This window comes from Nonomuraea sp. NPDC049141 (assembly GCF_040648415.1).
Lineage (GTDB): Bacteria > Actinomycetota > Actinomycetes > Streptosporangiales > Streptosporangiaceae > Nonomuraea.
Genome location: NZ_JBEZDR010000004.1, coordinates 38,676 through 53,670 on the forward strand (window position 1 = coordinate 38,676; position 14,995 = coordinate 53,670).

Annotated in this window: 13 protein-coding genes; 9 read left to right on the plus strand and 4 right to left on the minus strand. The window is 67.9% G+C overall.

Going from position 1 to position 14,995, the window contains the following annotated elements; genetic code table 11:
- Nucleotides 1–7 precede the first annotated feature (7 nt).
- From AB0B91_RS12440 to AB0B91_RS12455, 4 genes are all read left to right on the plus strand, one after another.
- Nucleotides 8–802, plus strand: a complete 795-nt coding sequence (locus AB0B91_RS12440; RefSeq protein ID WP_358318384.1) for a cytochrome c oxidase subunit II — start codon at nucleotides 8–10, stop codon at nucleotides 800–802.
- Entirely contained in the window at nucleotides 799–2,460 is a 1,662-nt protein-coding gene (gene ctaD, locus AB0B91_RS12445) for a cytochrome c oxidase subunit I (RefSeq protein ID WP_358318385.1), read from the plus strand. The genes AB0B91_RS12440 and ctaD overlap by 4 nt, the downstream gene beginning before the upstream one ends.
- Nucleotides 2,460–2,873, plus strand: coding sequence for a cytochrome c oxidase subunit 4 (locus tag AB0B91_RS12450; protein WP_358318386.1), 414 nt, complete (start codon nucleotides 2,460–2,462; stop codon nucleotides 2,871–2,873). The genes ctaD and AB0B91_RS12450 overlap by 1 nt, the downstream gene beginning before the upstream one ends.
- 141 nt (nucleotides 2,874–3,014) lie before the next feature.
- The gene (locus AB0B91_RS12455; RefSeq protein WP_358318387.1) at nucleotides 3,015–4,274 is read left to right on the plus strand and encodes an Ig-like domain-containing protein; all 1,260 of its coding nucleotides are present in this window, start codon (nucleotides 3,015–3,017) and stop codon (nucleotides 4,272–4,274) included.
- A gap of 162 nt (nucleotides 4,275–4,436) precedes the next feature.
- Here the strand turns inward: AB0B91_RS12455 and trpD are convergent, their stop codons facing one another.
- The gene (gene trpD, locus AB0B91_RS12460; RefSeq protein WP_358318388.1) at nucleotides 4,437–5,483 is read right to left on the minus strand and encodes an anthranilate phosphoribosyltransferase; all 1,047 of its coding nucleotides are present in this window, start codon (nucleotides 5,481–5,483) and stop codon (nucleotides 4,437–4,439) included.
- A 9-nt stretch (nucleotides 5,484–5,492) separates the two neighbouring features.
- Nucleotides 5,493–5,891 (minus strand): hypothetical protein, encoded by a 399-nt coding sequence (locus AB0B91_RS12465; protein ID WP_214638065.1) that lies wholly within the window; start codon nucleotides 5,889–5,891, stop codon nucleotides 5,493–5,495.
- 196 nt (nucleotides 5,892–6,087) lie between these two features.
- Here AB0B91_RS12465 and AB0B91_RS12470 point away from each other — a divergent pair, with 196 nt between their 5' ends.
- From AB0B91_RS12470 to AB0B91_RS12485, 4 genes are read left to right on the plus strand one after another with little or no spacing between them, the layout of a single operon-like run.
- A complete protein-coding gene (locus AB0B91_RS12470) occupies nucleotides 6,088–6,738 on the plus strand; it encodes a heme-copper oxidase subunit III (RefSeq protein WP_358318389.1) in 651 nt (216 codons plus the stop codon).
- A gap of 14 nt (nucleotides 6,739–6,752) precedes the next feature.
- Nucleotides 6,753–7,565 carry a c-type cytochrome gene (locus tag AB0B91_RS12475; protein ID WP_358318390.1) on the plus strand — a complete coding sequence of 271 codons (813 nt, stop codon included), beginning with the start codon at nucleotides 6,753–6,755 and terminating at the stop codon, nucleotides 7,563–7,565.
- Entirely contained in the window at nucleotides 7,562–8,674 is a 1,113-nt protein-coding gene (locus tag AB0B91_RS12480; RefSeq protein ID WP_358318391.1) for a Rieske 2Fe-2S domain-containing protein, read from the plus strand. Before AB0B91_RS12475 ends, AB0B91_RS12480 begins: the two co-directional genes overlap by 4 nt.
- Entirely contained in the window at nucleotides 8,671–10,329 is a 1,659-nt protein-coding gene (locus AB0B91_RS12485; protein WP_358318392.1) for a ubiquinol-cytochrome c reductase cytochrome b subunit, read from the plus strand. The genes AB0B91_RS12480 and AB0B91_RS12485 overlap by 4 nt, the downstream gene beginning before the upstream one ends.
- A gap of 69 nt (nucleotides 10,330–10,398) precedes the next feature.
- On the opposite strand, the gene AB0B91_RS12490 is transcribed toward AB0B91_RS12485, so the two are convergent.
- Nucleotides 10,399–11,145, minus strand: a complete 747-nt coding sequence (locus tag AB0B91_RS12490) for a TetR/AcrR family transcriptional regulator (protein WP_358318393.1) — start codon at nucleotides 11,143–11,145, stop codon at nucleotides 10,399–10,401.
- Nucleotides 11,146–11,213: 68 nt separating this feature from the next.
- On the opposite strand from AB0B91_RS12490, the gene AB0B91_RS12495 reads away from it, so the two are divergent.
- Nucleotides 11,214–11,774, plus strand: a complete 561-nt coding sequence (locus tag AB0B91_RS12495; protein WP_358318394.1) for a TIGR03086 family metal-binding protein — start codon at nucleotides 11,214–11,216, stop codon at nucleotides 11,772–11,774.
- Nucleotides 11,775–11,837: 63 nt separating this feature from the next.
- Here the strand turns inward: AB0B91_RS12495 and rph are convergent, their stop codons facing one another.
- Entirely contained in the window at nucleotides 11,838–14,435 is a 2,598-nt protein-coding gene (rph, locus tag AB0B91_RS12500; protein WP_358318395.1) for a rifamycin-inactivating phosphotransferase, read from the minus strand.
- Between the last annotated feature and the right edge of the window lie 560 nt (nucleotides 14,436–14,995).

The window sequence follows — 14,995 nt, forward strand, 5'->3', positions numbered from 1 at the left end:
GCGTTCGTTGACCCGGCGCAGAGTGCCGCGAGCCGCCGCTTTGGCGTTGCTGCTGGCCTCCGCTACGGCATGTGCTAACGACATTCCCAAGGCCAATTGGTCCGACGGTCTGCTTCCCGAGCACATCACCAGCCAGGGCGACATCGTCCAGAATCTTTGGAACGGGGCCTGGGTCGCCGCACTCGCCACGGGCGCCGTGGTCATCGTCCTGATCATCTGGGCTTGCGTGTTCCATGTGAAGCGCAAGGCCAAGGCCGAGCTCCCGCCGCAGGTCCGTTACAACCTGCCGATCGAGATGCTCTACACCTTGATCCCGCTGGTCATGGTCTCGGTGTTCTTCTTCTTCACCGCGCGCGACAGCCGGGATCTGCAGGTGCTGTCCGGCCACCCTGACGTCAAGGTCAAGGTGGAGGCGTTCCAGTGGAGCTGGCGCTTCACCACGACGGTCAACGGCAAGACGCTGAAGCCGGTCGTGGGCCAGCCCGTGAGCGACTACAAGTCGGGCCCGCAGCTCGTGCTGCCCGTGGGTAAGAAGGTGGAGTTCGAGCTGGAGTCGCCCGACGTCATCCACTCCTTCTGGGTGCCGGCGTTCCTGTTCAAGCGTGACGTCATCCCGGGGCTGGCCAAGGACAACAAGGGCCGCTTCTTCGAGATCACCACGCTCAACAAGCCCAACGTCTACGCGGGCCGCTGTGCCGAGCTGTGCGGCGTCGACCACAGCCGCATGCTCTTCTCGGTGAAGCTCGTCCCCGACGCTGAGTGGAACCAGTACATCGCGACCCAGGCTGGGAGTGCCCAGTGACCGCCATCCAAGAGCCACTCCCGACGACCGCCCGGCCCGTTACCAAGGGCCAGGTGATCGTGAAGTGGCTGTCCAGCACCGACCACAAGATCATCGGTCACCTCTATCTGATCACGTCGTTCGCCTTCTTCCTGATCGGCGGCGTCATGGCGCTGATCATGCGGGCCGAGCTGGCGCAGCCGGGGCTGCAGATCACCAGCAACGAGCAGTTCAACCAGCTGTTCACCATGCACGGCACGATCATGCTGCTGATGTTCGCGACGCCGCTGTTCGCCGGCTTCGCCAACGAGCTGATGCCGCTGCAGATCGGCGCGCCCGACGTGGCCTTCCCGCGGCTGAACATGGTGAGCTACTGGCTCTACCTGTTCGGCAGCATCATCGCGGTGTCGGGCTTCTTCACCCCCAACGGCGCCGCCTCCTTCGGCTGGTTCGCCTACACGCCGCTGTCGACCGCGATCAGCTCGCCGGGCATGGGCGGTGACCTGTGGATCATGGGTCTGGCGCTGTCGGGCCTGGGCACGATCCTCGGCTCGGTGAACTTCATCACCACGATCATCACCATGCGCGCGCCGGGCATGACCATGTTCCGGATGCCGATCTTCACCTGGAACATCCTGCTGACCAGCATGCTCGTGCTGATGGCCTTCCCGGTGCTGGCCGCCGCGCTGCTGGCCCTGGAGGCCGACCGCAAGCTCGGCACCCACGTCTTCGACGCGGCCAACGGAGGGGCGCTGCTGTGGCAGCACCTGTTCTGGTTCTTCGGCCATCCGGAGGTCTACATCATCGCGCTGCCGTTCTTCGGCATCGTGAGTGAGATCTTCCCGGTCTTCAGCCGCAAGCCGATCTTCGGTTACATCAGCCTCGTGGCCGCGACGATCTCGATCGCCGGCCTGTCGATCACGGTCTGGGCGCACCACATGTTCCCGACCGGGCAGGTGTTGCTGCCGTTCTTCTCGTTCATGACGTTCCTCATCGCGGTGCCGACGGGCGTGAAGTTCTTCAACTGGATCGGCACGATGTGGCGAGGGCATCTCTCGTTCGAGTCGCCGATGCTGTTCTCGGTCGGCTTCCTGATCACCTTCCTGCTGGGTGGTCTGACGGGCGTCATCCTGGCCTCGCCGCCGCTCGACTTCCAGATCAGCGACACCTACTTCGTCGTGGCCCACTTCCACTACGTGGTCTTCGGCACCGTGGTGTTCGCGATGTTCGCGGGCTTCTACTTCTGGTGGCCCAAGTTCACCGGCAAGATGCTCGACGACAAGCTCGGCAAGCTGCAGTTCTGGCTGCTGTTCATCGGGTTCCACACCACGTTCCTGATCCAGCACTGGCTCGGCGTCGTCGGCTTCCCGCGCCGCTACGCCGACTACAGCCCCAACGACGGCTTCACCGACCTGAACATGATCTCGTCGGTCGGCGCGTTCGTGCTCGGCCTGTCGGTGCTGCCGTTCTTCTACAACGTCTGGAAGACCGCGCGCAGCGGGCAGAAGGTCACGGTCGACGACCCGTGGGGCTACGGCAACTCGCTGGAGTGGGCGACCTCCTGCCCGCCGCCGCGGCACAACTTCACCTCGCTGCCGCGGATCCGGTCTGAGCGTCCCGCGTTCGACCTGCACTATCCGCACGTGTCCGCCAAGAGGCCCCAGGAGGTCGAGGCCTGATGAAGGTTCAGGGTTGGCTGTTCCTGCTGTGCGGCCTGTTCTTCGCCGGTGTCGACGTCGCCTACTGGTTCTGGACCAAGGCGGATACGGGTCACGGAGAGCCGGTCGGCACCACGGCCATGGCCATCTCGGTCGGCTTCGCGTTCATGATCGGCTACTACCTGATGTTCACGGCGCGGCGCATCGGCGCCCAGCCGGAGGACAACAAGCAGGCCGAGATCAGCGACGGCGCCGGTGAGATCGGCTTCTTCAGCCCGAGCAGCTGGTGGCCGCTGTTCCTGTGCCTGGCGGCGGCGTTCGCGTTCGCCGGGTTCGTGATCGGCTTCTGGATGTTCCTGATCGGCGTATTCCTGATCATCATGGCCATGATCGGATTTGTCTTCCAGTACTACCGGGGTAACTTCTCGCACTGACGGCGAGGCTTACGGCGGGTGTCCTCTTCTGGGAGGGGGCGCCCGCTTTTTGCTGTTCTTTGCCGGGGGGCGGATGTGACGAATCGATCACTCAGGGTAATAAGTGAGGGGAATGGAGCGATCTCGGACGGGGGAGTGCACGTGGGGCGCTTGGCTCATAGATCGGCCGGACTGCTGGCCCTGGCTCTGCTGGCGTCGTGCTCGGGGTCCGAGACCGGCACTACTGGAAACGCCGCCCCGGTGGGCGCCACCGGCGGGGCGAGCGCGGTCGCCAGTACGGCCACGACCGGGGCGGGGAAGCCGGCTGCGGGGGCCACGGTCGTGGTGAACCCGCTCGACAAATCCGCAAATATCCCTACAGACCACACCGTCCTCGTCGCCGCCCAGTCCGGCACGCTCAAGAGCGTCCGCATCCAGGGGGGCAAGGCGGGTCAGTTGCCGGGCGTGCTCAGCGCCGACGGCACCAGCTGGCGCAGCACCCGGATCGCCAAGCCGGGCACCACGTACACGGTCACCACGGTCGCCGCCGGCCCCGACGGCAAGACGAGCGAGACCACCAGCACGTTCTCGACGGTCAAGGCGGAGAAGTTCTTCGACCTCGAGACGGTGACGCCCAACCGGTACGACACCGGCCTGACGGTCGGGGTCGGCATGCCGGTCATGATCACGTTCGACCAGCCGATCACCGACCGGGTGGCGGTCGAGCGCAACCTCACCATCCGCAGCTCGAAGCCGGTCGAGGGCGCCTGGCACTGGTTCGACGACCGGCACGTGGACTTCCGGCCGGCGAAGTACTGGCCCGCCCACACCAACGTCCGGCTGGAAGCCCATCTGGCCGGCGTACGGGGTGCGGAAGGCGTGTACGGAAAGCGCGACTTCGCCTTCAACTTCAAGATCGGCCGTGAGCAGATCACCAAGGGCAGCACCGACGTCCACATGCTGACGGTCCGCCGTGACGGCAAGAAGATCCGCACCATGCCGATGAGCGCCGGCCAGGGCGGGGCCTGGAAGTACTACACGACCTCCGGCGTCCACCTGGCCATGTCCAGGGAGCCGGTGACCGTCATGACCTCACCCGGCATCGGGCCCGGGTCGCCGGGCTACTACCAGCTGACCGTCTACAACACCGTACGCATCTCGAACAGCGGCGAGTACATTCACAGCGCGCCGTGGTCGGTCGGCTCGCAGGGCTACTCGAACGTGAGCCACGGCTGCGTGAACGTCAGCCCGGAGAACGCGGCCTGGTTCATCAAGAACACGCTGATCGGGGATCCGATCATCATCACGGGCTCACCCCGCCCGCTGGAGCCGACCAACGGGTGGGGGCACTGGCAGGAGAGCTGGAAGGAGTGGCTCAAGTGGAGCTCACTCAAGGCGGCACCGACGATGCTCATCCACTGACGGCTCCCGTAGGCCCCTGTGGCGGCCTCCTGGGCGAGCCAGCGCCGTCAGCGGCCTGTTGAGCGTGACAGCCTGTCAGGCGGCCTGTTGAGCATACTGGCCTCTCCAGGCGGCCTGCTGAGCGAGCCGACCTGTCAGGCGGTCTCTGAGCGAGCCAGCCTGTCAGGCGGGGCGGAGGGCGCGGCTGGTCGCTATCCAGCGGTCCAGGGTGGCCGAGCCGTTTCCGGAGTCGACGGCCTGGGCGGCGCGCGCGTAGCCGTCGATCATGGCCGCGTCGAGGTCGTCGCCGGGCCCGTCCAGCGCCACCAGGGCCGCCGCCGCGTTGAGGAGCACGGCGTCGCGCACCGGGCCTGGCTTGCCGCGCAGGAGGTCGTGGACCGCCTGGGCGTTGAAGGCGACGTCGCCGCCCCTGAGGGCGTCCGCGTCGGCCCGGGGGATGCCCAGGACGGCGGGGTCGAAGACGGTCTGGGTGGCGGCGCCGTCCTTGACGATCCAGACCGTGGAGGTCGTCGCGATCGTCAGCTCGTCGAGGCCGTCGTCGCCGCGGAAGACCAGGGCGGAGACGCCGCGCTCGGCGAAGACACCCGCCAGGATCGGCAGCATGCGCTTGTCGAAGACGCCGATGGCCTGGGCCGCGGGGCGGGCCGGGTTGGTGAGCGGGCCGAGGAAGTTGAAGACCGTCGGGACGCCGATCTCCTTGCGCGGCGGCCCGGCGAAGCGCAGCGCGGGGTGGTAGACGGGGGCGAAGCAGAAGGCGATGCCCGCCTCGCGGGCGACGTGGGCCGTCTGCTCGGGCGTCAGGTCGAGGTGGATGCCGAGGTGCTCCAGGACGTCGGCGGCGCCGCACGAGGAGGAGGCGGCGCGGTTGCCGTGCTTGACCACGCGGGCGCCCGCGGCGGCGGCCACGATGGCGGCCATCGTCGAGACGTTGACCGTGTGGGCGCGGTCGCCGCCGGTGCCGACCACGTCGACGACCGGGCCCTCGATGTGGAGGGGGGTGGCCAGCTCCAGCATGGTGCGGGCCAGGCCCGCGACCTCGGCCACCGTCTCGCCCTTGGCCCGCAGCGCGATCGCGAACCCGGCGATCTGGGCCGACGTCGCGGAGCCGGACATGATCTCCCGCATCGCCCAGGACGTCTCGTCGGCGGTCAGATGCTCACCTGACAGGAGAGCGGAAAGCAGGGCGGGCCAGGTCGTCCGGGCATCCACGGAAGGCACCTACTTCGCGTTGAGTCGGGTCGAGGCGCGGCGGCGCATCAGGTCGGCGACGGTGTCGGCCAGCACCATGGGCTCCAGCGGCTGCGGGACCACGGCGTCGGCCTTGGACCAGTCGGCCAGCCAGCGGTCGTCGCGCCTGGCGATGATCAGGCAGACGGGAGGGCAGTCGTAGACCTCGTCCTTGGCCTGGCGCGAGACGCCCATGCCGCCCGCCGGCTGGGTCTCGCCGTCGAGGACGGCCACGTCGATCTCACCGGAACCCAGCCACTGGTGCACTTTGGGCTCGGTGGCGCACTCCACGATCTCCACGAAGGGGACATCGGCGGCGGGTCGCCGGCCGATCGCCAGCCGTACCTCTTCACGGGTGGCGGCGTCGTCGCTGTAGACGAGGACCCTCATCGTGTCGTCGGTGCTCACGGTCGCGCTCACTATCGGTCGAAGCGGTATGGTCACCTGGAATCGTACCGGTGCCCCGGCCCCCAAACCCAGGCCGCCGTCTCTAGCGGTCGTTTTGTCCCTATTTTCTTGGGTTGTAGGCATGTTTGTTCCTGCTACGGGGGGGTCGTGCGTCGGACCGGCTACAGAAGCCGCAATAATGCTGCCCGTGGCGACAGCATCCGCAATAACTTCGACGACGACAGCACAGCCGTACCGCAGACCCAATCTGGTCAGCGTCGGTACGATCGTCTGGCTGTCCTCCGAGCTCATGTTCTTCGCGGCGCTGTTCGCGATGTACTTCACCATCCGGTCGGTGAGCGAGGGCAAGGGCCTCGAGTGGGGCCCCGCGCTCGTCATGCAGGGCGTGGAAGCCGAAGGCGCTCACCTGAACATCCCGTTCGCGACGGCCAACACGATCATTCTGGTTCTGTCGAGTGTGACGTGCCAGATGGGCGTGTGGGCCGCGGAGAAGGGGCAGGTCGGCAAGCTCCGTTTCTGGTACCTCGTCAGCTTCCTGATGGGCGCGGTCTTCGTCGCCGGTCAGCTGTACGAGTACGGCGAGCTGGCGAAAGAGGGCGCGACCCTGTCCGCGAACGCCTTCACCTCGGTGTTCTACCTGACGACGGGCTTCCACGGCCTGCACGTGACGGGTGGCCTGATCGCGTTCCTGTTCATGCTGGGACGCACGTACGCCGCGAAGCGCTTCACGCATGAGCAGGCCACCAGCGCGATCGTCGTGTCCTACTACTGGCACTTCGTCGACGTCGTCTGGATCGGCCTTTTCGCGACCATCTACATTATTCGTTAAGGAACGGGATCTCTGTGACTAGGATCACCGCTTGGCGGCGGCATCCCCTCGCGAGATACGCCGTCCTGATTTTCGCCCTGGCGCTGGTCGGGATGGCATACACCGCCTTTGTCCAGGTGGGCAAGCCTGCCGACGCGGCACTCGCGTCAGGCAGGGTCGACGACGTGGCCGAGGGTAAGGCCTTGTTCGAGGCACACTGCTCCAGCTGCCACGGGCTCAACGCGCAGGGCATCACCGGCAAGGGCCCCACGCTCATCGGCGTCGGTGCCGCGGCCGTGGACTTCCAGGTGAGCACGGGCCGCATGCCCGCGGCCGACTCCGGCGCCCAGGCGCCGCGCAAGCCGCTGTCGGACTGGGTCAACCCGGACGCGATCAGCAAGCTCGGCGCCTACGTGCAGTCGCTCGGCGGCGGCCCGCAGGTGCCCGGCAAGGAGCAGGTCGACGCCAAGCTCGGCGACGCCGGCAAGGGTGGCGAGCTCTTCCGCGCCAACTGCATCCAGTGCCACAACTGGGTCGGCGCGGGCGGTGCGCTGACCCGAGGGAAGTACGCGCCCAACCTGAACCAGGCGTCTCCCACGCAGATCTACGAGGCGATGGTCACCGGCCCGCAGGCGATGCCGGTCTTCAACGACTCGACGATCACGCCTGAAGAGAAGCGCAGCATGATCGCCTACATCACCGAGGTTCGCGCGCAGAAGGACCCGGGAGGTTTCGGCCTCGGACGTATTGGACCGGTCACCGAAGGTCTCGTAGCGTGGATAGCGGGCCTCAGTGCCCTCGCCCTCGCAGCCATCTGGATCACCGCGAAGAAGCGACAGAAGTCATGACAGACAACGAGCACGAGATCGAGCAGCCGGACGAGCGCGTTCCCAAGCGCGTCATCGGCACTCCCGTGCCGGGCACCTCGATGCTCGGCGCCCCCGAAACCGAGGAAGCCGAGGTCGACGTCCCGGGCGTCACGCTGCAGGACGAGACGAAGGCGCGCAAGGCCGAGAGGATCGCGACGCTCTGCTTCGCGGTCACGTTCCTCGCGGGCATCGCGTTCATCATCTCCTACGTCTACTTCCAGGTCGGCAGCCCGGAGAGCACAGGCGTCTCCAACCTCGCACTCGGCAGCACGCTGACGCTGGCGCTGCTGGGGCTGGCCTGCGGCATCGTGGTGTGGGTCCGCATGATCATGCCCAAGTACTCCCTGGTCCAAGAGCGCCACCCCATGGTCTCCGCCGAGGACGACCGTGAGTACGTCGCCGAGACGTTCGTGCAGGGCGCCAACGAGAGCGGCTTCGTCAAGCGCAAGATGATGCGCCGCACGCTGCTGCTCGCGGCCGCGCCGCTGGGCCTGCTCCCGGTGGTGCTGCTGCGCGACCTGGACAACTCCAAGATGCCCGGCGCCGCCTTCAACAAGACGCTGCGGCACACGGTCTGGGGCGAGAAGACCAAGGAGGGCAAGCCGCTCAGGCTCGTCGTCGAGGGCACCGGCCAGCCGATCCGCGCGGCGGACTTCAACTCGCCGGGCGGCATCCTGTCGGTGGTGCCCGAGGGCTACGAGCACGACCTGAACGCCCTGGCCAAGGCCACGCTGATCTTGATCAAGTTCCGCCCGGAAGAGATCAAGTCCGGGACCAACCAGAACTGGACGCACGACGGCATCGTCGCCTACTCCAAGATCTGCACGCACGTGGGCTGCCCGGCGGCCCTCTACGAGCAGACCACCCACCACATCCTCTGCCCCTGCCACCAGTCGACCTTCGACGCCGCCGACGGCGCCAAGGTCATCTTCGGCCCGGCCGCCCGGCCGCTGCCGCAGCTGCCGATCACGGTCGACGGCGAGGGCTTCCTCATCGCCAAGGGGGACTTCAACGTGCCGCCCGGTCCCAGCTACTGGGAGCGCGGCGACGCCGAAGCCGAGGCCAGGTCCAAGGGAGGCCAGGCATGAGCGAGCTGACCACCGTTCCGAAGGGCATCGCGGGCCCGTCGAACTTCCTCGACGAGCGCCTCGGCGCGGCCAACTTCCTCAAGCGCAATTTCCGCAAGGTCTTCCCTGACCACTGGTCGTTCCTGCTGGGGGAGATCGCGCTCTACTCCTTCGTCATCCTGCTGCTGACCGGGACGTTCCTGACGTTCTGGTTCAAGCCCAGCATGGCGGAGATCGCCTACGACGGGTCGTACGCCCCGCTCAAGGGCGTCATGATGTCCCAGGCCTACGCGTCGTCGCTGGAGCTCAGCTTCGACGTCCGCGGTGGACTGCTCATGCGGCAGATGCACCACTGGGCGGCCCTGATGTTCGTGGCCGGCATGACGGTGCACGCGCTGCGCGTGTTCTTCACCGGCGCCTACCGCAAGCCGCGCGAGCTCAACTGGCTGATCGGCGTCGGGCTGCTGACGCTGGCGCTCGCCGAGGGTCTGACCGGCTACTCCCTGCCTGACGACCTGCTGTCCGGCGCCGGTCTGCGGATCACCGAGGGCGTGGCGATCTCGCTGCCGCTGGTCGGCACCTACATCACGTTCTTCCTGTTCGGCGGCGAATATCCGGGTGATGATGTCATCTCCCGGTTCTACTCGCTGCACATCCTGCTCATCCCGGGCATCATCCTGGCGCTCGTCTCCGCCCACATGGTGCTCATGTGGACGCAGAAGCACACCCAGATGCCCGGCAAGAACCGCAACAACCACAACGTGGTGGGAGCGCCCTTCTACCCGGCCTTCATGGCCAAGGCGGGCGCGTACTTCCTGTTCACGTTCGCGGTGGTGGCGGGGCTCGCGACGTTCGCCCAGATCAACCCGATCTGGCTGTTCGGGCCCTACACGCCGGCCGACGTGTCGGCGGGTTCGCAGCCCGACTTCTACATGGGCTTCCTCGAAGGCGCGCTGCGCATCATGGTGCCGTGGGAGATCAACCTGTTCGGCACGGCCCACGCGGGCACACTGCCGCTCAACGTGATCATCCCGGCGCTGGTGCCGATGGGCATCATCATGACGGGCCTGGCGCTCTATCCGTTCCTCGAACGCTGGGTGACGGGCGACCACCGCGAGCACCACATCGCCGACCGCCCGCGCAACAACCCGCACCGCACCGCGATCGGCATGACGGCCATCACGTTCTACGGTGTGCTCTGGCTGCTCGGCGCCAACGACGAGATCTCGGCGAACTTCCAGATCAGCCTCAACGTCACCACGATCGTGGGGCGGTGGCTGATCTTCCTGGGGCCCGCGCTGGCGTACCTGATCACGTATCGCACGTGTCTCGGCCTGCAGCGCTACGACGCGGCCGTCGTCTCGCACGGCGTCGAGTCCGGCGTGATCAAGCGGCTGCCGCACGGCGAGTACATCGAGCTCCACACGCCGCCGGACGACGACATCGAGGCGCACGTGCGGGGCAAGGAGCCGGTGCTGATGCTGCCGGTCGCGCCCGACAGCTCGGGCATCCCGCCGAAGGGGATGCGCGGCCCGCTCGGCAAGCTGCGCGCCCTCATGTCCAAGGCGTACGGCGGGGAGAAGATCCCGCTCGACGACGGGCACGGGCATGGGCATGAGCATGAAGACGAGCACGCGGCTGTCGGCGCCGGCGATGACCATACGCTGACGCGGTAGTTCTTCCTCTTCATCTCCGGGCCCGGACGGATCTTCCGTCCGGGCCCGCTCTTTTGCCGTGCCGGGTTTCTATGGGGCCGGGGTTACGGAGGCGAGTAGCGTGCTGAGCATCTCTCGCCGATCGGGCCATGGGAACAGCGGGACGCTCGCGGTCAACGCCGCGTACCCGTGCAGAGCCACCCACAGGGCGGTGGCCGCGACCTGCGGCGACCGGCTCGCCGCGTAGCCGTTCTTCGCGCGGCCGTTCCGCGCTGGGACGTCGTTCGCGCGACGGTCCTGCGCGGGGCCATTCTGCGTGGTGCCGGCGTCGGCGCTACCGTCTTTCGCGTCGCCGTCGTTTGCGCGCTCGCTCTTCGCGTAGTCGGCGACCGCCTCGATCAGGCGGGTGAATGCCCGGCCGCCCGACAGATCCTCCAGCCGCGTGGCCGAGCCGGTGGTGGTCGGGTCGGCGGTGCTGTGCCTGCCGAACGCCACCCGATAGCGGTGCGGCCTGCTCTCGGCGAAGTCCAGATAAGCCTCGCACAGCTTCCACAACCGCCGCGCGGGATCGGTCTCGCCTTCGACGGTCGTGCCGAGCGCCTCATCGAGCTCGGCGAACGCCCGCGCCACCACCGCGCCGATGATCTCCTCGCGGTCGGCGAAGTGGGCGTAGATCGACGGGGCGGACACCCCTGCCTGGCGGGCCACCCCCCGGAGCGTGATCGCGTCCTCGCTGCCCGCCTGCTCCAGGAGCGCGGTCGCCGCCGCGATGATCTCGCCGCGTAGCCGGGAACCCTCGCCGCGCCTGTTCCGTGTGCGGTGCGTTTCACTGCTCATGCCATGACTTTACATCCGTTAGCTCAGCGATGTAACCTTACACTCGTTAACTTATGAGGGGATCGAGCATGAGCCAGGTAGTCGACCAGATCGAACGGGCCGCCGACATGACGGCCGGCATAGTCGCCGGCATCGCCGCCGATCAGTGGGACCGGCCCACGCCGTGCGCGGGCTGGGACGTCCGTACGCTGCTCAACCACGTCGTGGGCGGCATGCGGATCTTCGCCGCCAAGCTCGACGGGACCGACCCGGGCGCCGACCACGAGGCGGACTGGCTGGGCGCGGACCCCGTGGGCGCGTACGAGAAGGCCGCGGCGGCCGACCGCGCCGCGTGGCGCCGTCCAGATGCGCTGGAGCAGACCGTGCACATCTCCCTCGGCGCCCTCCCCGGGCCGCTGGCCGCCGTGGTCCACCTGACGGAGATCCTCGTACACGGCCTCGACCTGGCGATCGCCACCGGTCAGGAGTCCCTGGTCGACGAGGAACTGTGCGGGGACCTCCTGGTGACGATGCGCTCCATGGGCATCGACGCCTACCGGATCCCCGGCGTGTTCGGCCCCGAGACCCAGACCGCCGAGGACGCACCCCTGCACCGGCAACTCCTCGCCTTCCTGGGCCGAGCCGTCTGACCACTCACGACGCTTTGCCGGTTATCCCGGGTAATGCGGCGTGCCGCCGATCCGCGTGCCCAGTCAAGGCAGAATCTCGACGTACCCGTCGCTTCCGTGCACGCGGATCCGCTGCCCATCGGGAATCAGCCGGGTGGCATCGACCACGCTGACGACAGCCGGCAGGCCGTACTCCCGTGCGATCACCGCGCCGTGTGTCATCAATCCTCCGACCTCCGTCACCAGGCCTGCGATGGCGACGAAGAGGGGCGTCCAGCTCGGGTCCGTGTGGGTCGTGACGAGGATGTCACCCGGTTCGAGATCGGCCTGGGCCATGTCGAGGATGACGCGGGCGCGCCCTTCGATGGTCCCGGCGGAGACCGGGAGGCCGATCAGGGCGCCGGCCGGCACGTCGTCGCGTCGGTACGCCCCGGAGAGGGCCTCGCCGTCAGACGTGAGCACCCGGGGCGGCGTGAGCGCATGGTACGACCGGAACGCGTCCTTGCGCTCCTGGATGAGCCTGTCATCCACCTGGTTCGAGCGCACGACGTCGTGGAACTCCTGGAACGTGAGGTAGAAGACGTCCTCCTTCTCGAAGAGCACGTTGGCCTGCACGAGGCGCTCGGCCTCTTCCAGTAAGGCCTGCTTGTAGACGAAGTAGCGGCTGATGATGCCGTACTTCGGGTACTCCCGGTAGCCGATGAAGGTCCGGACCCGGTCGATCATCCGCTTGGCCTCGTCGGCCTTGTGCTCCCCGTCCGGCAGGGCCCGCAGGTGTTCGAGCACCTCCTGCGCCTTCTTCTGCGCCGCCTGCCGTCCTTGCTCGAAGCGCCGCTCGGCGGCGCCCGGCTCGAAGTTCCTGACGTGGTCGAGGATCACGGGCACGAGCGTGGTGGGGCGTTCGCGCCAACGCGGCCTCGTGATGTCGATCTCGCCGACGCAGCGCATGCCGTAGCGGTCGAGGTAGGCCTCGATGGCGTGGCGCGCTTCCGTCCCGCCCGCGAGCTTCGGCAGCTCGTCCAGGAAACCGTCGTCCTCGACGTCCCGCAGGAACGCCACCACCTGCGGATGCGGGCGGATCACGTCGGCGACGTCCAGCAGCGCCAGTCCCATCTCCGACGTGATGTTGTCGGGGGCGGACAGCGTGAGGGTGTCGGCCGCGTTCTTCTCGCCCAGCCATTCCCGCAGTTGGTCGTTGAGCCACCAGGTGGCCTCCATCCCCGCCATGATCGCCTGCATGCTCAAGGGATCACCGAGGACTCGCCTGTGCTCCTGGAAGGCCTCCAGCAGGAAGTCGAACAGCGCCGGTCCGGTCTTCGTCCGGATGTCGCGCCGCAGGGCGGTGATGGAGGCCTGGGTGCGCACGATCAGCTCGGTGACGATGGCCGGATCCGTCTCGATCGGGGCGGCCGGCCCGCCGGCCGGCGGGCCGCCGGGACCAGCCTCCGGGAGCGTCGGGACGAAGTCGCGGCGGTCGAGGACGGTCTCCAGCGCGTCCCTGGTCAGCGGATCGGACCTCCCCACCATCTCCAGGAAGCCGGCGCGGCTCGCGGGCGAGGCCAGACGCCGGGTGGCGTCGACGAACAGCCTCCCGCCGGCCTCGTGCATCGGCGCCATGGCCGTCAGCTGCCACATGGAGAGCCCCAGTGGCTTCATGGGGTCGGTCATCATCTGCTGATGACCGACGGAGAGGTAGACGTGGTTCTCCTGGTCGCGGGCCGCGGGGATGGGGAACAGCGTGGTGATCGGCCGGCTCTGCACGATCTGGAAGTCATCGTCGGCCAGGCACCATTCGATGTCCTGCGGGCGGCCGAAATGCGCTTCGATCCGCCGCCCGAGCCGCACGAGCCGTACGACCTGCTCATCCGTCAGCGCCGGCTGCTCCTGCCGCTGCCGGTCGATCGCCACTTCCCGCGTCCCGCCGGCCGGCAGGGCGTGAACGGCGCGCTGTTTGGCGGCGACCGTCCTGGCGACGACCTCGTCGTCGCGCACCTTGAAGACGTCCGGGTTCACCAGGCCGGAGACCAGGGCCTCGCCGAGGCCGAAGCCGGCGTCCACGGTGGCGACCTTCCGGCTGCCCGTGACGGGGTCGGCCGTGAACAGGATGCCGGACGCATCCGGGAAGACCATCTGCTGCACGACCACGGCCATGTGGACCGTACGGTGGTCGATGCCGTTCCGCAGGCGGTAAGTCACGGCCCGCTCGGTGAACAGCGACGCCCAGCACCGGCTGACATGCTGGAGGATCGCCGCCAGCCCCACGACGTTCAGGTACGTGTCCTGCTGGCCGGCGAAGGATGCCGTCGGCAGGTCCTCTGCCGTCGCGCTGGATCGCACGGCGTAGGCGGCCTGCTCGCCGGGCTGGGCGAGCGCGCGGGTGATCGCCGCCGCCAGGTCGCCCGGGATGGCGATCCCGTCGATGGTCCGGCGGATCTCCGCGCTGAGCGTGCGGATCGCCTCCCGGTCATCCGGGTTCAGGCGCGACAGCTGATCGAGCCGTTCGTCGATCGACGGCGCTTCCGTCATGATCCGCCGGAAGGCGTACGTCGTCACGCAGAACCCGGCCGGCACGCGGATGCCGTCGATCCGCGACAGCCCGCCCAGGTGCGCGGCCTTGCCGCCAACGACCGCGACCTGCGTCTGGTCAACCTCTTGAAGATCCAACACGTACTGCTCGATCATCGCGACACCTCCGAGGCGGCCATGCTCCGTCGCACCGCGTCAAGCGCCCGCAACCGCACCGCCGATCTCATCCGCGGTTCGAGGTCGTCGTGTCCCCCGTACATCGACAACACACCCACGTCGTGCCTCCCGTTTCCTCGTCGGTGCTGTGTCCGGCCGCCGATTCTGCGGCAAGACCCGGGTCTTGCCGCAAGCCCCCCTGTGCGCTATACGTTGGAAGTGGCAAGGAGATCTTCTTGCCTTTGCTCTGTCGTCCGCCGCGGGCTGAGATCCTTCGACCGCCTGGAGCGTGCCGGACACCCGCGACCGTCGCACCGCCGTTCCGAGCGACCCGGCAGTGGCAAAGATCACCGGCGGTGGGTTGCGAGTCACACCTGTGTCTGGTGTCCGGCGGTCAGGTCGTCCGGTGAGTTCGCCGTCGTAGAAAAGCGGTGCCGGTGCCGTGGCGCAGGAACGCCGGGAACAGCGGGGTGACGAGCAGGCGACGTACGGCGAGAAGCCGCCGGAAGCCACGGTCTCACCGTCTCGTCACGGCGCCCAGCCCCGGACACCTCAGTACC